General features: G+C 72.9%; 20 protein-coding genes and 1 tRNA gene. 10 read left to right on the top strand and 11 right to left on the bottom strand.

Annotation, left to right across the window (positions count from 1 at the left end; all coding sequences use genetic code 11):
* Nucleotides 1–43: 43 nt before the first annotated feature.
* Nucleotides 44–742, bottom strand: coding sequence for a hypothetical protein (locus OTB16_RS23495; RefSeq protein ID WP_267722609.1), 699 nt, complete (start codon nt 740–742; stop codon nt 44–46).
* A gap of 47 nt (nt 743–789) precedes the next feature.
* Here OTB16_RS23495 and OTB16_RS23490 point away from each other — a divergent pair, with 47 nt between their 5' ends.
* The gene (locus tag OTB16_RS23490) at nt 790–978 is read left to right on the top strand and encodes a DUF5703 family protein (protein WP_031146791.1); all 189 of its coding nucleotides are present in this window, start codon (nt 790–792) and stop codon (nt 976–978) included.
* A 46-nt stretch (nt 979–1,024) separates the two neighbouring features.
* Here the strand turns inward: OTB16_RS23490 and OTB16_RS39340 are convergent, their stop codons facing one another.
* From OTB16_RS39340 to OTB16_RS23475, 3 genes are all read right to left on the bottom strand, one after another.
* Complete coding sequence (locus OTB16_RS39340) at nt 1,025–1,786, bottom strand: chaplin (protein WP_324290868.1); 762 nt, start codon at nt 1,784–1,786, stop codon at nt 1,025–1,027.
* A 159-nt stretch (nt 1,787–1,945) separates the two neighbouring features.
* Complete coding sequence (gene chpH / locus OTB16_RS23480; RefSeq protein ID WP_267722607.1) at nt 1,946–2,179, bottom strand: chaplin ChpH; 234 nt, start codon at nt 2,177–2,179, stop codon at nt 1,946–1,948.
* Nucleotides 2,180–2,308: 129 nt separating this feature from the next.
* Nucleotides 2,309–3,634 carry a M20/M25/M40 family metallo-hydrolase gene (locus OTB16_RS23475; RefSeq protein ID WP_267722606.1) on the bottom strand — a complete coding sequence of 442 codons (1,326 nt, stop codon included), beginning with the start codon at nt 3,632–3,634 and terminating at the stop codon, nt 2,309–2,311.
* A 168-nt stretch (nt 3,635–3,802) separates the two neighbouring features.
* Here OTB16_RS23475 and OTB16_RS23470 point away from each other — a divergent pair.
* Nucleotides 3,803–3,887: transfer RNA gene (locus OTB16_RS23470), tRNA-Leu, on the top strand.
* A 107-nt stretch (nt 3,888–3,994) separates the two neighbouring features.
* Here OTB16_RS23470 and OTB16_RS23465 read toward each other — a convergent pair.
* The 3 genes from OTB16_RS23465 to OTB16_RS23455 form a co-directional block, all read right to left on the bottom strand.
* Nucleotides 3,995–5,449, bottom strand: a complete 1,455-nt coding sequence (locus tag OTB16_RS23465; protein ID WP_267722756.1) for an amino acid permease — start codon at nt 5,447–5,449, stop codon at nt 3,995–3,997.
* Between the two features lie 219 nt (nt 5,450–5,668).
* The gene (locus OTB16_RS23460) at nt 5,669–7,213 is read right to left on the bottom strand and encodes an APC family permease (protein WP_267722605.1); all 1,545 of its coding nucleotides are present in this window, start codon (nt 7,211–7,213) and stop codon (nt 5,669–5,671) included.
* Nucleotides 7,214–7,252: 39 nt separating this feature from the next.
* On the bottom strand, nt 7,253–8,200 hold the full coding sequence (locus OTB16_RS23455) for a hypothetical protein (protein ID WP_267722603.1): 948 nt from the start codon (nt 8,198–8,200) through the stop codon (nt 7,253–7,255).
* 262 nt (nt 8,201–8,462) lie between these two features.
* Between OTB16_RS23455 and OTB16_RS23450 the strand changes: the two genes are divergently transcribed.
* Nucleotides 8,463–8,888, top strand: coding sequence for an ASCH domain-containing protein (locus OTB16_RS23450; RefSeq protein ID WP_267722601.1), 426 nt, complete (start codon nt 8,463–8,465; stop codon nt 8,886–8,888).
* A 64-nt stretch (nt 8,889–8,952) separates the two neighbouring features.
* Here the strand turns inward: OTB16_RS23450 and OTB16_RS23445 are convergent, their stop codons facing one another.
* Nucleotides 8,953–10,608 (bottom strand): FAD-binding dehydrogenase, encoded by a 1,656-nt coding sequence (locus tag OTB16_RS23445; RefSeq protein ID WP_267722600.1) that lies wholly within the window; start codon nt 10,606–10,608, stop codon nt 8,953–8,955.
* A gap of 73 nt (nt 10,609–10,681) precedes the next feature.
* Here OTB16_RS23445 and OTB16_RS23440 point away from each other — a divergent pair, with 73 nt between their 5' ends.
* The 7 genes from OTB16_RS23440 (at nt 10,682) to OTB16_RS23410 (ending at nt 15,928) form a co-directional block, all read left to right on the top strand.
* Nucleotides 10,682–11,212, top strand: coding sequence for an NUDIX hydrolase (locus OTB16_RS23440; protein ID WP_420717782.1), 531 nt, complete (start codon nt 10,682–10,684; stop codon nt 11,210–11,212).
* 9 nt (nt 11,213–11,221) lie between these two features.
* Complete coding sequence (locus OTB16_RS23435) at nt 11,222–11,620, top strand: YidH family protein (RefSeq protein ID WP_267722598.1); 399 nt, start codon at nt 11,222–11,224, stop codon at nt 11,618–11,620.
* Nucleotides 11,617–11,952, top strand: coding sequence for a DUF202 domain-containing protein (locus OTB16_RS23430; RefSeq protein WP_267722596.1), 336 nt, complete (start codon nt 11,617–11,619; stop codon nt 11,950–11,952). The genes OTB16_RS23435 and OTB16_RS23430 overlap by 4 nt, the downstream gene beginning before the upstream one ends.
* 82 nt (nt 11,953–12,034) lie before the next feature.
* Nucleotides 12,035–12,331, top strand: a complete 297-nt coding sequence (locus OTB16_RS23425) for a hypothetical protein (protein ID WP_267722594.1) — start codon at nt 12,035–12,037, stop codon at nt 12,329–12,331.
* A gap of 190 nt (nt 12,332–12,521) precedes the next feature.
* The gene (locus OTB16_RS23420; protein WP_267722593.1) at nt 12,522–13,433 is read left to right on the top strand and encodes an MBL fold metallo-hydrolase; all 912 of its coding nucleotides are present in this window, start codon (nt 12,522–12,524) and stop codon (nt 13,431–13,433) included.
* 227 nt (nt 13,434–13,660) lie between these two features.
* Entirely contained in the window at nt 13,661–14,701 is a 1,041-nt protein-coding gene (locus OTB16_RS23415) for a phosphotransferase family protein (RefSeq protein ID WP_267722592.1), read from the top strand.
* Between the two features lie 12 nt (nt 14,702–14,713).
* Nucleotides 14,714–15,928: an acyl-CoA dehydrogenase family protein gene (locus OTB16_RS23410; protein WP_267722591.1), complete on the top strand. Its 1,215-nt coding sequence runs from the start codon at nt 14,714–14,716 to the stop codon at nt 15,926–15,928.
* A gap of 188 nt (nt 15,929–16,116) precedes the next feature.
* On the opposite strand, the gene OTB16_RS23405 is transcribed toward OTB16_RS23410, so the two are convergent.
* From OTB16_RS23405 to OTB16_RS23395, 3 genes are read right to left on the bottom strand one after another with little or no spacing between them, the layout of a single operon-like run.
* A complete protein-coding gene (locus tag OTB16_RS23405) occupies nt 16,117–16,722 on the bottom strand; it encodes a TetR/AcrR family transcriptional regulator (RefSeq protein ID WP_267722589.1) in 606 nt (201 codons plus the stop codon).
* A 57-nt stretch (nt 16,723–16,779) separates the two neighbouring features.
* A complete protein-coding gene (locus OTB16_RS23400) occupies nt 16,780–18,558 on the bottom strand; it encodes an AMP-binding protein (RefSeq protein ID WP_420717781.1) in 1,779 nt (592 codons plus the stop codon).
* Complete coding sequence (locus OTB16_RS23395; RefSeq protein WP_420717780.1) at nt 18,555–19,319, bottom strand: SDR family oxidoreductase; 765 nt, start codon at nt 19,317–19,319, stop codon at nt 18,555–18,557. Before OTB16_RS23395 ends, OTB16_RS23400 begins: the two co-directional genes overlap by 4 nt.
* Nucleotides 19,320–19,363: the final 44 nt, after the last annotated feature.

The raw sequence follows: 19,363 nt of genomic DNA, 5'->3' as shown, positions 1-19,363 counted from the left end.
ACCGCGGCCCCCGCCCTTCCCGGCGGGGGCCGCGGCGGCCGGGTCAGGCCGGGGTCAGCCCCGGCTCGGCCCCTTCGTCCTCGCGGTCGTCGTCGTGCTCGTCGCCGTGCTCGTCCTCGCCCTCGCCCTCGTCGAACTCGTCGGTCTCCTCGTCGAACACGGAGCTGACGTCGAACCGGTGCAGCACGTCCTCCGGACCGGTGTGCTCGAAGGGCGAGTTCAGCCACTCCCCCGGTTCGGCCACCTCCTCCGAGGCCGCGATCCAGAGGGTGGAGTCCCCCTCCTCGAGGCCGAACTCCTTGTAGCGGGAGGCGATCTCGTCGGGCTCGTACTCCCCGAAGAGCACGCCCAGCGCGCCCGCCGTACCGCCGTCGTGCACGAGCTCGGCGTCGCGGTCGTGCGCGGCGACACGCTCGGCCTGGGCGATCAGGCGCGGCGGCTCGACCACGGCGTAGTCCCGGCGGATGAGCACGCTGAAGGCGGCCGGATCGGCGGGGCCGGCGTACGGGACGCCGTCCTCGGGCGTGGGGATCTCGAAGGGGGTGACCTCGTCGTAGCGGTCGTAGAGGAGTTCGTCGTACTCCTCGGCGGCGGCGGCGAGTTCGTTGAACGCGGCGTAGACGTCCGGGTCCTCGTCCCCCGTCCTGCGCTCGACCGCGGCGAGGTGGCGGTCGAGTGCGGCCTTGACCGCCTCGGCGGCGGCGCGTACCTCGGCAACAGTGGGCAGAGCGGCATCAGACATGGAGTAGACGCTATCCGTAGCAGGGCTCTGCCCGCACAATAGATGCGATGCCGGAATACGAATTCGTCGACGTGTACGTACCCCGCGGCGTCCCTCGCAAGGAGGCGACCCGCCTGTTGACCGATCATGCCGAGTACGGGAACTGGGAGCTCGACCGCCTGACCCTGCACCGGGACGGCAGCCGCCGCGTGCGACTGCGCCGCCGGATCATCCGCCAGGTCCGCGCGACCTGGTGACGCCGGTGACGCGGGCCCGGGGTGGGACCCGCGTCACCGGCGGCCCTCACGCCGCGTTGCGGGAGCGCCGGTAGAGCACGGTGCCGGCCAGCAGCAGTCCGCCCGCGAGCGGGAGACCGGCACTGAGGGCGCTGCCCGCGCCGGTGGCGGCGAGCCCGGGCGTCTCACCGGTTCCGGTACCCGTGCCCGGTCCCGTTCCGGGGTGCGTGACGGGGGTGACGGAGCCCGGTCCGGGGTTGCCGGGCGTACCGGTGCCGGGAGTACCGGGGGTGCCCGTGCCCGGAGTACCGGGTGTACCGGTGCCGGGGTTGCCCGTGCCGGGGTTGCCGGTGCCGGGGTTGCCGGTGCCGGGGTTGCCGGTGCCGGGGTTGCCGGTGCCGGGGTTGCCCGGGTTCTCGGAGCCGGGGTTCTCGGAGCCCGGGTTGCCGGGGTTGCCCGGCGTACCGGGGTTGCCCGGGTGCTCCGGGTGGTCGTCGCAGGGCTCGTCGTCCCCGCCCCCGCCCGGGTGACCGGGGTGACCGGGGTGACCCGGGTGATCCGGACGGTTCGGCTTGCCCGAGATGTTGGCGCAGTGGTTGCCGAAGGCCGGATTGAGGCCCCCCACCACCGTCACCGTGTTCCCGCAGGCGTTCACCGGCGCGTCCACGGGCGCCTGCAGCTGGTTCCCGGACAGCAGTCCCGGTGAGTTCGCGGCCTTCCCCGAGGCCCCTGCGTCCGCGTGCGCGTAGCCCCCGCCCAAAGCGAGGACACCCCCCGCGGCCGCCATGGTGATCAGGGTCTTCCTGGTGACCTGTGCCGGTCGTCGCATCTGTACTCGTCCCCTGGTGTGTACGTATTCGGGCGCGATCCCGGCGGCCCGGCCGTACAGGTTCCCCCGCGGGCCCGCCGAAGACCGTAGAACCGGGCCGGAAAGCCCGGCGGCCCCGGAACGCTGGAATGCGTTCCGGGGCCTGGTGGTTCAGACGCGTCAGGCGTTGACGCAGGTGTTGCCGAAGGCCGGGTTCAGCAGGCCGATCACGGAGATCGTGTTGCCGCAGACGTTCACGGGAACGTGAACCGGAACCTGGACGACGTTGCCGGACAGGACACCGGGGGACCCGATGGCCGCACCCTGGGCACCCGCGTCGGCGACAGCCAGACCCGCACCCGCGAGAACGAGGCCACCAGTGGCAGCCGCAGCGGCTACAATCTTCTTGATCATTTTTCCTCCTAGTAGGCAATGCGGTCCCAGCCGCGGACCGCACCACCTGTAACGAGGAGGGATCACCAGGGCTACGAGCGTATGAGCGCATTCACTCTTCTCAGTGGAATGCGCACACCTCTGCGAATCTCAGGCGTTGTCGATGAACCGGTCGAGCACCCGCACGCCGAACTTCAGCCCGTCGACCGGCACCCGCTCGTCCACCCCGTGGAACATCCCGGCGAAGTCCAGCTCCGGCGGGAGCTGCAGCGGCGCGAAGCCGAAGCAGCGGATGCCGAGGTCGTCGAAGGACTTCGCGTCCGTGCCGCCCGACAGCATGTACGGGACCGCCCGCGCGATGGGGTCCTCGGCCCGCAGCGCGCCCTGCATGGCGTCGACGAGCCGCCCGTCGAAGTCCGTCTCCAGCGCCTTGTCCCCGTGCACGTCCTCCCGCTTCACCCGCGGGCCGAGGATCCGGTCGAGGTCGGCGAAGAACTCGTCCTCGTACCCCGGCAGGAAACGGCCGTCCACGTGCGCCGTGGCCTGGCCGGGGATCACGTTGACCTTGTAGCCGGCGCCGAGCATCGTCGGGGCGGCGGAGTTGCGCAATGTGGCGCCGACCATCTTGGCGATGCCGCCCAGCTTGGCGAGGGTGGCGTCCATGTTGTCGGGGTCCAGCGGGGTGCCGAGCGCGTCCGAGAGCTCGTCCAGGAACGACCGTACGGTCTTGGTCACCCGCACCGGCCACTGGTGGCGGCCGAGCCGGCCGACGGCCTCGCACAGCTCCGTGATGGCGTTGTCGTTGTTGGTCATGGATCCGTGGCCGGCGGTGCCCTCCACCGTCAGGCGCATCCAGTGCATGCCCTTCTGGGCGGTCTCCACCAGGTAGAGGCGCAGGTTCTCGTTGACGGTGAAGGAGAAGCCGCCGACCTCGCCGATCGCCTCGGTGACGCCCTCGAACAGCGCCGGGTGCTTGTCGACGAGGTACCGGGCCCCGTAGATCCCGCCCGCCTCCTCGTCCGCGAGGAAGGCCAGCACGATGTCGCGCGGGGGCTTGCGCCCGCTGCGCATGCGGTCGCGCACGACGGCCAGCGTCATCGCGTCCATGTCCTTCATGTCGACGGCGCCGCGGCCCCATAGGCAGCCGTCGGCGATCTCGCCCGCGAAGGGGTCGTAGGTCCAGTCGGCGGCGTTGGCCGGGACCACGTCGGTGTGCCCGTGGATCAGCAGGGCCGGCCGCGACGGATCCTCGCCCTCGATCCGCGCCACCGTCGAGGCGCGCCCCTTGTGCGACTCGAAGATCTGCGGTTCCAGCCCGACCTCCGCGAGCTGCTCGGCGACCCACTCGGCCGCCTTGCGCTCGCCGGGGCCCGAGTGGTCTCCGTAGTTGCTGGTGTCGATCCGGATGAGGTCCCGGCAGAGGTCCACTACCTCGTCCTGGCCGGAAACGGTCCTGCCCGCGCTCGACTCGCTCACGCTGTTCCTCCCACTGATCAGTACCGGACTGTCTCCCATCCTCGCCCCCCGGGCCGTTCTCCCCAAGGGCGATCCCCGGCCGCCGGGGGGTGTGATCGGGGACCCCGGAATGTTTGGTAATGTTTTCCACGTCGGAACGGCCCGCGAGGGACGCGAGACAGACACCTTGTCCGGGTGGCGGAATGGCAGACGCGCTAGCTTGAGGTGCTAGTGCCCTTTATCGGGCGTGGGGGTTCAAGTCCCCCCTCGGACACAGAAGAAGGACCCCGCTTCGGCGGGGTCCTTTTCGTTGTCCCGGCGTCGTGGGCATGCCCGGGTGCGGGGCCCCGCGGTGGGGGCCCCGTACCCGGGGGGCTGGGGTCAGTCGCGGGCGGCGGCGATCTCCGCCACGCGGCGGCGGACCAGGTACCAGCCGCCCACCAGGGCCGCGCCGATGAGCGGGACGCACATGACCGTGGTGCGGCCCACGCCGCCGTCGGACCACATCAGGACCAGGACCGTGACGAGGAAGACCAGGGTCACGAGCTGGGTGTACGGGGCCCAGGGCAGCCGGTAGGCGGGGCGCTCCAGGAGGCCCTGGCGGGCGCGGCGCCAGAAGTGGAGCGAGCAGAGCATGACCATCGCCCAGGTGCCCAGGATGCCGAGCGAGGCGAAGTTCAGGACGATCTCGAAGGCGTCGGCCGGCATGAAGTAGTTGAGGCCCACGCCCGCGATGCCGAAGGCGGCGGTGAAGAGGACTCCGCCGTAGGGGACCTTGCCCTTGTTCATGACGCCGGTGAACTTGGGGGCGGAGCCGGACATGGCCATCGAGCGCAGGATGCGGCCCGTGGAGTAGAGGCCGGAGTTCAGGCTGGAGAGGGCGGCGGTCAGGACGACCAGGTTCATGATGCCCGCGGCGCCGGGGATGCCCAGCTTGTCGAAGACGGTGACGAAGGGGCTCTGGCCGGAGGAGTACGCGGTGTACGGGAGCAGCAGCGCGAGGAGGACGACCGAGCCGACGTAGAAGATGCCGACGCGCCACATGATCGAGTTGATCGCCTTCGGCATGATCTTCTCGGGGTTCTCGGTCTCGCCGGCGGCGACGCCGCAGAGCTCGACGGAGGCGTACGCGAAGACCACGCCCTGGATCACCAGGAGCATGGGGAGCATGCCGACGGGGAAGAGCCCGCCGCTGTCGGTGATGGTGGACAGGCCCGGGGTGTGGCCGTCGATGGGGTGGCTGGTGGCGACGAGGTAGATGCCGACGAGCAGGAAGACCGTCAGGGCGGCGACCTTGACCAGGGAGAACCAGAACTCCATCTCGCCGAAGTACTTCACCGAGATCAGGTTCGCGGTGAGGACGATGGCGAGGGCGATGAAGGCGAGGACCCATTGGGGGACGTCGGTGAACAGTGACCAGAAGTGGGCGTAGGTGGCGGCGGCCGTGATGTCGGCGACGGTGGTCGTGGACCAGTTCAGGAAGTACAGCCAGCCGGCCGTGTAGGCGCCCTTCTCCCCCATGAACTCGCGGGCGTAGGAGACGAAGGCTCCGGAGGAGGGGCGGTAGAGCACGAGCTCGCCGAGTGCGCGGACGACGAAGAAGGCGAAGACGCCGCACACGGCGTAGGCGATGGCGAGGGAGGGGCCGGCTCCGGCGAGGCGGCCGCCGGCGCCGAGGAACAGGCCGGTGCCGATCGCCCCGCCGATCGCGATCATGTTGATGTGGCGGGACTTGAGGTCCTTGCTGTAGCCCTCGTCGCCGGCATCGACGTGGCGGGCGGGCGCCGCCGGGGCCGACGGCGGGGCGGGCGCCTCGGCCAGGGTGCGGTCACTCAGGTCACTCATGTACGACTTCGCCTTCGTGGGTGGGACAGGCAGGGCCCGGGCAGCCGCGCGGGGAGGTGGTGATGTCCCCTGTGCGGTGGTCCGGCCGTTTTGATCGCCCCAGGAGACCATGGGCCTCCGCCACCCGCCAAAATCACCCCTACGCGCACCGAAGCCCCCGACGACCTTGGAATGGGATGTCGGGGGCTTCCGTGGAGCTGGAAAGCGAGGCTAGTCGCCGGTGTCGGCCTCTGCCGCCTGGTCGAGACGGAAGGCCTCGTTGCCCAGGCCGATGCGGGCGTGCACCTCGGGGCGGCGACGGCGCAGCAGCGCCCCGTACAGCAGGCCGATCACGACGGCCGCGCCGATGATGCCGGGCAGGGCCCAGCTGAGGGCGGAGCCCTTCTCGGCGCCGACGAGGACGCCGAAGTCCTTGACGGTGTAGACGGCGATGCCGAGGAGCGCGAGGCCGGCGGCGCCGGCCGCGGCGAGGCGCCAGACCTGGGCGCCGGCGGTGCCGCGGCGGACGAAGAAGGCGATGACGGCGAAGGATGCGGCGGCCATCAGGAGGGTGATGCCGAGGGCGCCGACGCTGCCCATCCAGGTGAAGAGGTGCAGCACGGGGGCGGTCGGGTCGCCGGCGGGCAGGTCGTCGGTGACGGCGAAGGCGATCACGACGACGGTGGCGATGCCGGTCTGGAGCAGGGAGCCGGTGCCGGGGGCTCCGGTTCCGGGGTTGGTGCGGCCGAAGGCGGCCGGGAGGAGGCCCTCGCGGCCCATGGCGAAGGCGTAGCGGGCGACCACGTTGTGGAAGCTGAGGACGGCCGCGAACATGCCGGTCACGAAGAGCACGTGCAGGACGTCGGTGAAGGTGCCGCCGAGGCGCTCCTGCGTGAGCTGGAAGAGCAGGCCGGGGCCGGCTTCGGCAGAGGTCTTGACGACCTCGGAGGGGCCGGTGGCGACGGTCAGGGCCCAGGCGCTGAAGGCGAAGAAGAGGGCGACGAAGCCGACGGCGAGGAACATCACCCGGGAGACGACGATGTGCGGCTTGCTGGTCTCCTCGGCGTACACCGGGGACTGCTCGAAGCCGACGAAGGCGGCGATGCAGAAGCACAGGGCGGTGCCGAGGCCGGCGCCGGTGAGGGTCTCGGGGTTGAAGGCGTGGAGCGAGAGGCCTTCGGGGCCGGGCTGGCCGAGGGCGGCGACGTCGAAGATGACGACGAGGACGCACTCGATGAGGAGCAGGACGCCGAGGACCTTGGCGTTGAGGTCGATCTTCAGCCAGCCGAGGGCGGCGACGGCGGCGACGGCGAGCAGGGCCGGGATCCACCAGGCCAGTTCGATGTCCAGGTAGGTGGCGAAGATGCCCGAGATCTCGAAGCCGAGGATGCCGTAGACGCCGACCTGCATGGCGCTGTACGCGACGAGGGCGACGAGCGAGGCGCCCGCGCCGGCGGTGGGGCCGAGGCCGCGGGCGATGTACGCGTAGAACGCGCCGGCGTTGTGGACGTGCCGGCTCATCTCGGCGTAGCCGATGCTGAAGAGCGCGAGGACGATGCCGAGGATGACGAAGAGCAGCGGCTGGCCGACGATGCCCATGACGCCGAAGGTCGTGGGCATGACGCCGGCGACGACCATCAGGGGCGCGCTGGCGGCGAGCACGGACAGCAGCAGTCCGGCGGTGCCCAGGCGGTCGGCGCGCAGGGCGCGGTCCTGGCCCTTGTACGTGCGTATCTCGGGCGGGTCTTGGAGCGTGGTGGATCTGCCCGTCGGCATGGCGGCGTCCTTTCGGGAGTACGGGTGTTCCGGGGAGGGTCAGGCGGTGCCGAGCGCGGCACTGCGCGCGGCGAGGAAGGCCTTGTGCGGGTCGAGGTCCGGATAGGACCAGGGGGCGCTGGTCGCGTGGCTGCCGATCCGGTGGAAGAGGGCGGCGGCCTCGGCGGGGCGGCCCTCGCAGAGCTTCGCGTGGGCCAGGAAGTTGAGGTCGACCCGGTTGCGCGGATGGTCCTCGCGCTCCCACTCCAGCCACCAGTCGAAGGCGGAGCGCAGCACCTGGCGGGCGCGGCGTCCGGACCAGTGGTCGGCGGCGTGCTCGGGTCCGTGGCCGTGGAGGGCGGCGAGCACGCGGTAGCGCTCGGCGTGCGCGATGACGGGGAGCACGGCGAGCGGGGAGTCGGCCGGGGACTCCTCGGCGGCCCAGGCCGCGAAGTCGTACACCTCGTGGAGCGGGTCCTGGCCGGTGGCGCAAACGCGCTCGGCGAGCCGGGCGACCATCAGGTGGTGGGCGTGGTGGTGCTCGCGGTGGCGGGCCCGGACCTGGTCGAAGTGGCGGCTGAACTCCTCCTCGGTGCCGAAGGCGCGCGAGAGGAGGAGCAGGCCCAGCCAGGGCGTGGGGTCCGCGGGCTGGAGGGCGGCGGCGCGGCGGCAGGCCTCCTCGGCGGCGGCCGGCGAGCCCTTGCCGCGCAGCGCGGTGAAGACGGCGGCGCAGGCCAGGAGGGTGGAGGCGTCGGCGCTGCCCGGTTCGGCGAGCAGCCATTCGCGGGCCCAGGCGCCGGCCGCCGGGGTCTCGGCGAGGACGACGACGCGGTGGCCGCGGCGGTCCCAGTCGTCGCCGGTACCGACGAGCAGGGTGCGGGCCTTGGCCCAGCGGCCCTGGCTGAACTGCGTGCGTACGTCGACGAGTTCGGCGTCACACAGGGCCGGGTCGAAGAGCTGGGCGTCACGCTTGCGGGCGCGGCCGAGGGGCGGCGGAGGCGGGGACATCCGCGGTTTCCCTCCAGGACGCGGGCGGACGGGACATGCACCGGCCGAAACGCGTGCATGTTGCACGTGAATGGTGCGGCCGGATGGTCGGGGTTTCGTACCGGTGAGCGAACCGGTGATCACCGACAGCAAAGCGGTACGCACAGCTCCGAGTCAAGGTCCAGTCCACTGCGTGGCGGGTTTCAACTGCATGGCGGGCGATGAGAGTTGGGGCGCTCGTGCCGGTTCGGCGAGGTGGGCGGCCCTGCCGTAGGGTCGGATCATGACCTCGTACGACGATCTTCCCCCGTACCTGCTGGGGTTCCCCGGACCGCTGCGCGACACGTTGGTGGCGGCCGTGCTGAGCGGCGCGAAGACTTCCACCACCGGGCTGCTGCCCGAGTACGAGGCGGTGGGCGAGCCGCTGCCCGAGGCCGGGCAGCGGGCGGTGCTGGTGGATTCCGACGAGCGGCCGGTGGCCGTCGTGGAGGTGACCGGGGTCCGGGTGGTGCGGCTGGCCGACGTGGACCTGCGGCACGCGCTTGACGAGGGCGAGGGCTACGGATCGGTGGCCGAATGGCGCGCCGCGCACGAGCGGTTCTGGCACAGCGCGCCGATGCGGGAGGCCATCGGGGATCCGGCGTACACGGTCGACGACGACACGCGGGTGGTGGCGGAGCGGTTCCGGGTCGTGGAGCGGCTGGCCTGAAACCCACCCCGCGGCGGGGCCGCCGGGCGGGGCGGCTCCGCCCGGCTGACCGGTGCGGCCTGGCTCAGCCGACCGCCCGGGCGGCCGCCCGGCCCGCCGCCCGGCCCGAGAAGACGCAGCCGCCGAGGAAGGTGCCCTCCAGGGCCCGGTAGCCGTGCACGCCGCCGCCGCCGAATCCGGCCGCCTCGCCCGCCGCGTAGACGCCGGGCAGCGGCTCGCCCTCCGGCGTGAGGACCCGCGAGGAGAGGTCCGTCTCCAGGCCGCCGAGCGACTTGCGGGTCAGGATCGAGAGCCGGACGGCGATCAGCGGACCGGCCGCGGGGTCCAGGATCCGGTGCGGGGCCGCCGTACGGATCAGTTTGTCGCCGAGGTACTTGCGGGCTCCGTGGATCGCCATCACCTGGAGGTCCTTGGTGAAGGGGTTCGCGATCTCCCGGTCCCGCGCCACGATCTGGTCGCGGACGGTCGGCTCGTCGAGCAGGTCCTCCTTGGTGACCGCGTTCATCCCGCGGACCAGGGCGGACAGGTCCCGCTCGACGACGAAGTCGGCGCCGTTGTCCATGAACGCCTTGACCGGCCCCGGTACGGCCTGGCGCGCCCGGCCGATGACCTGGCGGACGGACCTGCCGGTGAGGTCGGGGTTCTGCTCGGAGCCGGAGAGCCCGAACTCCTTGCCGATGACCCGCTGGTTCAGCACGAACCAGGTGTGGTCGTGGCCGGTCTTCATGATGTGGTCGAGGGTGCCGAGGGTGTCGAAGCCCGGGAAGAGCGGTACGGGCAGCCGGCGGCCGGTGGCGTCCAGCCACAGCGAGGACGGGCCGGGCAGGATGCGGATGCCGTGCCGGGACCAGATCGGGTTCCAGTTCTCGATGCCCTCGGTGTAGTGCCACATCCGGTCCTTGTTGATGTGGCTGGCGCCCGCCGCCTCCGTGATGCCGAGCATCAGGCCGTCCACGTGCGCCGGGACGCCGGAGAGCATCCGCTGCGGCGGGGTGCCGAGGCGGGCGGGCCACTGGGCGCGGACCAGGTCGTGGTTGCCGCCGATGCCGCCGCTGGTCACGATGACGGCCTGGGCCCGCAGCGAGAAGGCACCGGCGGCCTCGCGGCCGCTCGCGGTGCCCCGTACGGCGTCGGAGGGCTCCAGGACCTCGCCGGTGACGGTGTCCACGGAGCCCGCGGTACGGGAGAGGCCGGTGACGCGGTGGCGGAACCTCAGCTGGACCAGGCCGCGGGCGACCCCGGCCCGGACCCGGCGCTCGAAGGGCTCGACCAGGCCGGGGCCGGTGCCCCAGGTGATGTGGAAGCGGGGGACGGAGTTGCCGTGGCCGTTGGCGTCGTAGCCGCCGCGTTCGGCCCAGCCGACGACGGGGAAGAAGCGCACGCCCTGTCGGTGCAGCCAGGAGCGCTTCTCGCCTGCCGCGAAGTCGATGTACGCCTCGGCCCAGCGGCGCGGCCAGGCGTCCTGCTCGCGGTCGAACCCGGCGGTGCCCATCCAGTCCTGGAGGGCGAGGTCCCGGGTGTCCTTGATGCGCATCCGGCGCTGCTCGGGCGAGTCCACGAAGAACAGGCCGCCGAAGGACCAGTGCGCCTGGCCGCCGATCGACTGCTCCGGCTCCTGGTCGAGCAGGATCACCTTGCGGCCGGCGTCGACGAGCTCGGCGGTGGCCGCCAGGCCCGCGAGCCCGGCCCCGATCACGATCACGTCTGCGTCGTACGTCATGCGAACCCGTCCTCCGTCGGTGGTGGGGCGATCCTTGGCTACGGACCGGTAACCCGTCAACAGGGGTGATGGGATGAACCGTGTGAGTGCCGCTGATGAAGTGCTGGACGTGGTGGACCGGGACGACCGGGTGACGGGGCAGGCGCCGCGCGGCGAGGTGTACGCCCGCGGGCTGATCCACCGCTGCGTGTTCGTGCGGGCCCGGGACGCGGCGGGGCGGGTCTTCGTGCACCGCCGGACGGCGTCGAAGCTGGTCTTCCCCGCGTACTACGACATGTTCGTGGGCGGGGTGGTCGGGGCCGGCGAGGACTACCCGCAGGCCGCCCTGCGGGAGGCGGAGGAGGAGCTCGGGGTACGCGGGCTGCCGCAGCCCGTACCGCTGTTCAAGTTCCTGTACGAGGGGCCGGGCGGGTCCTGGTGGTCGTACGTGCACGAGGTGCGCTGCGAGCTGCCGGTCGACCCGCAGGCCTCCGAGGTGGACTGGCACACCTGGCTGCCGGAGGCGGAGCTGGAGCGGCGGGTGGCGGAGGGCGGCTGGCCCTGGGTGCCGGACGGGCTGGAGGCGTACCGGCGGCTGCGGGGGTTCCGGGGGCCCGGCCAGTAGATTGACCGGGTGATCGACTTCGTCAAGGACGTCCGCCTCTGGTTCGCGCCCGCGCGGCTGAAGGACGAGGGCGAGACCCCCGACTACCGCTTCTCGCTGGCCAACGAGCGGACCTTCCTCGCCTGGATCCGGACCGCCCTGGCGCTGGTGGGCGGCGGGTTCGCGGTGGACCAGTTCCTGCCGGACCTGCGGTGGGCGGTGCGGGTCGGGATGGCGCTGGCTCTGCTCGCGGTCGGTGCGGCCTGCGCGGTGCGGGCGTTGAACCACTGGGTGCGCTGCGAGCGGGCGATGCGGCGGGGCGAGGACCTGCCGCTGTCGCGGTTCCCGGTGCTGCTGACGGCGGGTGTGGCGCTGGTCGCCGTGACGATGATGGCGGTCGTGCTGCTGGGCTGGACGAAGGGGCGGTGACGGCCCCCGCGGCGGCCCGCGACGCCGGACTCCAGCCGGAGCGGACCCGGCTCGCGTGGCGGCGTACGACGCTGGCCTGCTCGGTCGCGGCGGTACTGGGACTGCGGCAGGCGCTGCGCGGGCCCGGCACTCCGGCGGACGCGGCCGGGGCGGGGGTGATCGTGCTGCTCTGGATGGCGTTCCTGTGGGTGGCGCACCTGCGGATGCGGGAGCTGGCGGAGGCCCGGCCGCGGGGGCTGGCGTCCGGGACGGCCCTGGCGGCGGTCGCGTGCACGGTGGCGCTGGCGGTGTTCGCGGTGGCGCTGCTGGTCCTGCCGGCGGTGATCGGCTGATCCGTCCGTCCGATGATCGGGATTCGCCGCGCCATCGGTCGATAACGGGCGATTCGGTGCGATTCCCACTAGCCTCGGCGCCATGACGACCCTGCACCACGAGCACCCGACCCACGAGCACACCCACGGCTCCGACTGCGGCCACCGCGCGGTCCCGCACGGAGACCACGTCGACTACGCGCACGACGGCCACCTGCACCGGGAGCACTCCGGCCACTGGGACGAGTGCGAGCCCGCCGGGCACACCGCCCACGAGGGCCACGCCCACGCGCACGGCTCGGACTGCGGCCACGAGGCGGTCCCGCACGGAGACCACGTCGACTACGTGCACGACGGCCACCGGCACGCCGAGCACGACGGGCACTACGACGACCACTGACCCGGCCGGAACGCACGGTTTCCCGGCCGGGGGCGCGGCCGGGGAGGCGGTCAAGGGCCGGTACGGGGAGGCGGTCGGGAAGGCGGTCGGGTAATCCGACCGGAAACCGGCCGGTGAAGCGCCCTCCCCCGGGGCCGCGATGCCTGGCAGGATGCTGAGCTCCTGTCAGAGCGACCCGGGGAGAGCGCGGATGACCGTTGCGGAGCCGTACCTCGTCCAGCCCGCGGCCGGGGTGTACGCCTACGTCCAGCCGGACGGGGGCTGGTGCCTGAACAACGCCGGCTTCGTGACCGACGGCGGACGGACCCTGCTCGTCGACACCGCCGCCACCGATCGCCGGGCCCGCGCCCTGCGCGACGCGGTCACGGCCGCCGGGGCGCCCCTCCCCCGCACGGTGGTGAACACCCACCACCACGGCGACCACACCTACGGCAACGGCGTGTTCGCCCCCGAGGCGCTGATCCTCGGTCACGACAACGCGCGGGCCGAGCAGCTCGCGGCCGGGCACCAGCTGGAGATGATCTGGCCCGCCACGGACTTCGGCGCGATAGAGATCACCGCCCCCGATCTCACCTACAGCGACCGGATGACCCTGCACGTCGGCGGGACGGAGGTACGGATCGTCCACCCCGGCGTCGCCCACACCACCGGGGACTCGGTCGTGTGGCTGCCGCATCAGCGGATCGTGTTCACCGGCGACCTGGTCTTCGCCGGAGGGACCCCGTTCCTGGCGATGGGCTCCCTGGCCGGGTCACTGCGCGCCATGGAACTGCTGCGCTCGCTGGACGCGGAGACCGTCGTACCGGGCCACGGGCCGCTCACCGACCCGTCGGCGTACGAGGCCACGGAACGCTACCTGCGGTACGTGGCCGAGCTGGCCCGGGAGGGACGGGGGGCGGGCCTGACCCCGCTGGAGACGGCGCGTGCCGCCGACCTCGGCGAGTTCGCGGCCTGGCGGGAGAGCGAGCGGCTGGTGGCGAACCTGCACCGGGCCTACGCGGAGCTGGCCGGGGAGCCCGAGGGCATCCCGCTGGACGTGCCGGCGGTGCTGCGGGACATGACGGCGCTGAACGGCGGGACGCCGATCCCCTGCCACGCGTGACGGGGCCGCGCGGCCGCCGCGGTGCGGGGCGGCCCGGCGGTCCGGGCGTGACACGGCGGTCCGGGGCTGACACGGCGGTCCGGCGCGTGATACCGCGGTCCGGGGCGCGACACCGCGGGACGAAACGCGTTCTTTCGCCTCACCCTCTGGACGGCATACCGACTGGTCGGCATGATGGCATCGTTCCGTCTGACACCACCCCTCGACTCCGTACGGAGGCTCGCGCCATGTCCTCAGCCTCAGCCGATCCCCGGGGCCTCGACCTGGAGCGGCTGCGCGGCCATCTCGGCGCCGCGCGGCCGGGACTCGCCTCCGGGCCGCTGCGCGGCCGGCTCATCGAAGGCGGCCGGTCGAACCTCACGTACGAGATCACCGACGGCACCGCCCGCTGGGTGGTGCGCCGGCCCCCGCTGGGGCACGTCCTGGCCACCGCGCACGACATGCGGCGCGAGCACCGGGTGATCAGCGCGCTGCACGGTACGGCCGTGCCGGTGCCGGGGACGGTGCTGCTGTGCGAGGACGAGTCCGTGCTCGGGGCGCCGTTCTACGTCATGGAGTACGTGGACGGCGTGCCGTACCGGACGGCCGGCGAGCTGGCCGCCCTCGGCCCCGAGCGGACCCGGCGGGCCGTGCTCGGGCTGGTCGACACCCTGGTCGACCTGCACGCGGTGGACCCGGAGGCGGTGGGACTCGGCGACTTCGGCCGCCCCGAGGGCTTCCTCGACCGGCAGGTGCGCCGGTGGGGCAAGCAACTGGCGGCCTCGCGCGGCCGGGACCTCGCCGGGATCGACGAGTTGCACGGCGCGCTCGGCCGGGCACTGCCCTGCTCCCCCGCCCCGACGGTGGTGCACGGGGACTTCCGCCTCGACAACGTGCTGATCGGCGGCCCTGACGACACGATCCGGGCCGTGCTGGACTGGGAGATGTCCACGCTGGGCGATCCGCTGACCGACCTGGGGCTGCTGGTGATGTACAGCTCCGACCTCGGCCTGACCGAGTCCCCGGTCAGCACGACGAGCGGGGCGCCGGGACATCCGCAGCCCGCCGAGCTGATCGAGCGGTACGCCGCCCGCTCCGGGCGCGACACCGGGTCGATCGCCTGGTACACGGCCTTCGCCTGGTTCAAGCTCGCGGTGATCCTCGAGGGCATCCACTACCGCTACACGCTGGGACAGACCGTCGGCGCCGGCTTCGACCGGATCGGCGAGCTGGTCCCGGTCTTCATCGAGCACGGACTGACCACTCTGCAGGACTTCCGGAAAGGCTGAGGCACTCATCCCATGGACTTCGCATTCGATGCCCGGACCGAGGAACTCCGCGAGCGGCTCCTCGCGTTCATGGAGGAGTACGTCTACCCGGCGGAGCCCGTCGCCGCCGAGCAGCGCGCGCGGCTGGCCTCGCCCTGGGACACCCCGGCCGTCTTCGGTGAACTGAAGGCCGAGGCGCGCCGCCAGGGCCTGTGGAACCTCTTCCTGCCCGACGCCGAGCACGGCGCCGGGCTGACGAACCTCCAGTACGCCCCGCTCGCCGAGATCACCGGCCGCAGCCCGCACCTGGCTCCGACGGCGACCAACTGCGCGGCCCCGGACACGGGGAACATGGAGCTGCTCTCCCAGTTCGGGAACGAGGCGCAGAAGAAGCAGTGGCTGGAGCCCCTGCTGGCGGGGGAGATCCGGTCGGCGTTCGCGATGACCGAGCCCGACGTGGCGTCCTCGGACGCGACCAACGTCGAGACCCGGATCGAGCGCTCGGGCGACGCGTACGTGGTCACGGGGCGCAAGTGGTTCATCTCCGGGGCGATGAACCCGGACTGCGCGGTCTTCATCGTGATGGGCAAGACGGACCCGGGCGGGGCCGATCCGCGGCGCCAGCAGTCGATGATCCTGGTCCCGCGCGACACCCCGGGCGTCGAGGTCCGCCGGGCCATGACGGTGTACGGGTACGAGGACCACGACCACGGCGGTCACGCCGAGGTCGTCTTCGACGGTGTGCGGATCCCGGCGGCCGGCCTGATCGGCGAGGAGGGCACCGGCTTCGCCATCGCGCAGGCGCGGCTCGGCCCGGGCCGCATCCACCACTGCATGCGGCTCATCGGCATGGCGGAGCGGGCCATCGAGCTGATGTGCCGGCGGGCGCTGGAGCGCACGGCCTTCGGCAAGCCGCTGGCGGCGCAGGGGGTCGTGCAGAACTGGATCGCGGACGCGCGGGTGTCGGTGGAGCAGTTGCGGCTGCTGGTGCTGAAGACGGCCTGGCTGATGGACACGGTCGGCAACCGGGGCGCGCACACCGAGATCCAGGCGATCAAGATCGCGACGCCGCGGGCGGTGGTGGCCATCCTGGACCAGGCGGTGCAGCTGCACGGCGCGGGCGGGGTGAGCCAGGACTTCCCGCTGGCCGAGCTGTGGGCGGCGGCGCGGACGCTGCGGCTGGCGGACGGCCCGGACGAGGTGCACCAGCGGTCGCTGGCCCGCCGGGAGCTGAAGCGGTACCAGTAGCCTCCGGCGGTCGGGGGGCCGGAGCTCGGGCCCGGGTCGGACCCGGGCTCGGCTCGGCCCCGGGCTCGGACCCGGACCCCGGCTCGGACCCGGCTCGGCTCGGACCCGGCTCGGCTCGGACCCGGCTCGGCTCGGGCGGCAGGGGCCGGAGGGGTACACCGACCACCCCGCCCCCGCGCGGTGAGCCGTCAGGGACGCAGGGCGCGCAGCAGCAGGTCCGCGAGGTGGTCGGCGACCTGCTGGGGGGTGAGCGGGCCGTCCGCGCGGTACCAGGTGGAGAGGTGGTGCACGGACCCGAAGTGGTAGTCCACCACCAGGTCGGCGGGGGTGGCCGTGGAGAACACCCCGGTGCGCTGGCCCTCTTCGACCAGCGCCCGGAACCGCTCGTGGTAGCGCCGGCGTTCCGCCCGTACCTGCTTGAACTTCTCCGGGCTGAGCTGGTGCATCGACCGGAAGAAGATCATCGCGTCGTCCAGGTTCTCGATGGTGGTCACGACCACGTCGGCGGCGGCCGCGCGCAGCCGCTCCTCCACCGGGGCGTCGGATCCGGCCACCGCGTCGAGCCGCTGCTGCTGGAGGCGCAGCATCCGCGCGTACACCTCGTGCAGCAGGTCGTCCTTGGAACCGAAGTAGTGGTAGAGCGCGCCCTTGGTGACGCCGGCCGCCTCGACGATCTCCTGCACCGAGGTGCGGTCGTAGCCCCGCTCGGCGAACAGCCTGGTGGCGACGGCCAGCAGGCGCTGCGGTACCGGCGCTTCGTGCGTGCCCTCGGGCTCCGTGGTCCTGGCCGCCATGGCGCTGACCTTCCTTCCGTGTGCTTCGTCGTGCCCCGGGCGGCCGTCCGGCTGTTTTCAGCCGCGGTCGCGCAGTTCCCGTCGCAGGATCTTGCCACTGGTCGTCTTCGGAAGGACAGGCAGGATCTCCACCCGGCGCGGGTATTTGTACGCGGCGAGGCGCGCGGCGCAGTACGCGGACAGCTCCTCCGGTGTGGCCGGGGCACCGGGGCGCAGGCTCACGTACGCCTTCACGCTCTCCCCGCGGTACGGGTCCGGGACGCCGACGACGGCGGCCTCGCGGACGGCGGGGTGGGTGTAGAGCACGTCCTCGACCTCGCGCGGCCAGACCTTGAAGCCGGAGGCGTTGATCATGTCCTTCTTGCGGTCGACGACGTAGAGCCAGCCGGACGGGTCCATGAACCCGACGTCCCCGGTGCGCAGTTCGCCGTCCGGGAAGGCCCGGGCGGTGTCCTCGGGCAGGCCCCAGTAGCCGGGCACGACCTGCGGGCCGCGGACGGCTATCTCGCCGGGTTCGCCGAGGGGTACTTCGGCGCCCCGCTCGTCGAGGATCCGTACGACGGTGTCGGCGCCGGGCAGGCCCACCGAGAGGGTGCCTGAGACGGGGTCGACGGGTGCTTCGAGGTGTACGGGGACGGAGGCGCAGGGGGCGGTGCACTCGGTGAGGCCGTAGCCGTTGCGGAGGTAGAAACCGAAGGCGGCGCGCAGCCGCTCGACGAGCGCGGGCGGCAGCGGGGCGCCGCCCGAGGAGAGCACCCGGAAGGAGGCGAAGTGGTCCGCGGTGGCGGCCGGGTGGGCGGCGAGGGCCATGAAGGCGGTGGCCGGGCCGACGGCGTAGGCGGGGCGGTGTTCGAGGAAGGCGTCGAGGACGGCGCCGGCGTCGAAGCGGTGGGCGAGGGCGAGGGTGCCGGCGTTGGCGAAGCAGGCGGCGAGCTGGCACACCATGCCGGTGATGTGGAAGAGGGGCGCGAGGGCGAAGTAGGTGGCGCCCTCGGGGAGCGGGTGGCCGGTCACCTGGCGGACGGCGTTGTAGGTGAGCGCGCCGTGCGGGTTCAGCGCGCCCTTGGGGGTGCCGCTGGTGCCGGAGGTGTAGCTGATGAGCGCGGTGTCTGCGGCGGTGAGGCGCGGGTCGTCCGGGGCCGGGTGGCCGTGCCGGGCGACGGCGGTGAGGTCGGCGACGTCGCGGGCGGGAGGGACGCTGACCCCGTCGGCCGGACGGACGGGGAGCCCGTCCGCCGGACGGTCGGCGAGCCCGTCCGCCGGACAGTTCGCCGGGGCGGCGGCCCCGGGGTCCGGTGCCGGGTCGGTCCGCAGGACCCGGGGGTCGTTCCGCGTCTGGAAGTCCAGGTCGCTCGCGGTCAGGACGGTGCGCACGGCACTGTCCCGGACGGCCTCCCCCAGGTACGCGTCCCACGCCCGTACCTCGCAGACGAGCGCGACGGCCCCGGAGTCGCGCAGGACGTGTCCGACCTCACCGGACTTGTACATCGGGTTCAGCGGGACGACCACCGCGCCCGCCTTCCAGGCGGCGAGGACGGCGAGCACGAAGTGCGGGGTGTTCTGGAGCATGACGGCGACCCGGTCGCCGCGGCGGACGCCCCGCTCGGCGAGGTGCCCGGCGACCGAGTCGGAGAGCGCGTCGGCGTCGGCGTAGCCGGTGCGGCCGTCGAAGTAGGCCAGGGCGGTGCGCCCGGGCGCCCGGGCCGCGGCGGCGCGGAAGGCGTGCAGCACCGTGGGCGGCGGCTGGACGGGGGCGCGCTGGGCCGGGCTGAGCAGCCCGAGCCAGGGCCTGGCGGCGTACGGGGAGTCCTGGGCGGCGGCGGTCAGCGGGCTCACCTGGCCTCCCACTTGCGCTGGAGGTGGTTCATGCCCCCCAGCCAGCGGTCCGGGTCGGTGGCGCGCGCGACGTGGAAGTCCGCCACCTCGGGGTGCGGGAGGATCAAGAACCGGCCCTTCTCCATGCCGTCGAACAGTGCGTCCGCCACCGCGTCCGGCTCGATCGCGGTCGGTGCGAGGACGAGTTCGCCCGCCGAGCCCGAGGCGGTCAGCATGTCGGTGCGCACCCCCTGCGGGCAGATGGCGTGGACGTCGACCCCGCGGTGGCGGTAGGTCAGCGAGAGCCACTCGGCGAAGGCGAGCGCGCCGTGCTTGGTGACACTGTACGGCGCCGCGCCGATCATGGTCAGCAGCCCGGCGGCGGAGACGGTGGACACGAACCGGCCGCTCCCCCGCTCCAGCCAGTCCGGCAGCAGCAGGCGGGCCGCGCGGACGTGGGCCATGACGTTGGTGTCCCAGGCGGCTTCCCACACGGCCTCCTCGGCGAAGGCGTCGCCGCCCGAGGCGAGTCCGGCGTTGGCGCAGTAGACGTCGACCGTGCCGCCGAGTGCCTCGCGGGCCTCCGCCACGATCTGCGAGGCGTCGCCCGGCACCGCGACGGCCCGGGCGCCGATCCCGTCGGCCACCGCCGCGGCCTTGGCGGGGTCGAGGTCGTTGACCGCCACGGTGGCGCCCTCGGCGGCGAAGCGGCGGGCGAGGGCGGCGCCGATGCCGCCGCCCGCACCGGTGACGACGACTCGCTGGTCCTGGTACGCGCTCACGGGGATCGCCTTTCGTGGCCGGGTGCGGCAGCCGGGTGCCGGGG

It is taken from the genome of Streptomyces antarcticus, from assembly GCF_026627255.1.
GTDB lineage: Bacteria > Actinomycetota > Actinomycetes > Streptomycetales > Streptomycetaceae > Streptomyces > Streptomyces antarcticus.
Note: the sequence above shows the minus strand (reverse complement) of the source record. Positions and strands in the feature narration are given on the sequence as shown.

What these genes read in the sequence shown, in the direction of transcription:
- OTB16_RS23495 (WP_267722609.1), bottom strand. Translation starts at nt 742, where the DNA reads ATGTCTGATGCCGCTCTGCCCACTGTTGCCGAGGTACGCGCCGCCGCC.
- OTB16_RS23490 (WP_031146791.1), top strand. Translation starts at nt 790, where the DNA reads ATGCCGGAATACGAATTCGTCGACGTGTACGTACCCCGCGGCGTCCCT.
- OTB16_RS39340 (WP_324290868.1), bottom strand. Translation starts at nt 1,786, where the DNA reads ATGCGACGACCGGCACAGGTCACCAGGAAGACCCTGATCACCATGGCG.
- chpH (WP_267722607.1), bottom strand. Translation starts at nt 2,179, where the DNA reads ATGATCAAGAAGATTGTAGCCGCTGCGGCTGCCACTGGTGGCCTCGTT.
- OTB16_RS23460 (WP_267722605.1), bottom strand. Translation starts at nt 7,213, where the DNA reads ATGCCGACGGGCAGATCCACCACGCTCCAAGACCCGCCCGAGATACGC.
- OTB16_RS23455 (WP_267722603.1), bottom strand. Translation starts at nt 8,200, where the DNA reads ATGTCCCCGCCTCCGCCGCCCCTCGGCCGCGCCCGCAAGCGTGACGCC.
- OTB16_RS23450 (WP_267722601.1), top strand. Translation starts at nt 8,463, where the DNA reads ATGACCTCGTACGACGATCTTCCCCCGTACCTGCTGGGGTTCCCCGGA.
- OTB16_RS23445 (WP_267722600.1), bottom strand. Translation starts at nt 10,608, where the DNA reads ATGACGTACGACGCAGACGTGATCGTGATCGGGGCCGGGCTCGCGGGC.
- OTB16_RS23440 (WP_420717782.1), top strand. Translation starts at nt 10,682, where the DNA reads ATGAACCGTGTGAGTGCCGCTGATGAAGTGCTGGACGTGGTGGACCGG.
- OTB16_RS23425 (WP_267722594.1), top strand. Translation starts at nt 12,035, where the DNA reads ATGACGACCCTGCACCACGAGCACCCGACCCACGAGCACACCCACGGC.
- OTB16_RS23420 (WP_267722593.1), top strand. Translation starts at nt 12,522, where the DNA reads ATGACCGTTGCGGAGCCGTACCTCGTCCAGCCCGCGGCCGGGGTGTAC.
- OTB16_RS23415 (WP_267722592.1), top strand. Translation starts at nt 13,661, where the DNA reads ATGTCCTCAGCCTCAGCCGATCCCCGGGGCCTCGACCTGGAGCGGCTG.
- OTB16_RS23410 (WP_267722591.1), top strand. Translation starts at nt 14,714, where the DNA reads ATGGACTTCGCATTCGATGCCCGGACCGAGGAACTCCGCGAGCGGCTC.
- OTB16_RS23405 (WP_267722589.1), bottom strand. Translation starts at nt 16,722, where the DNA reads ATGGCGGCCAGGACCACGGAGCCCGAGGGCACGCACGAAGCGCCGGTA.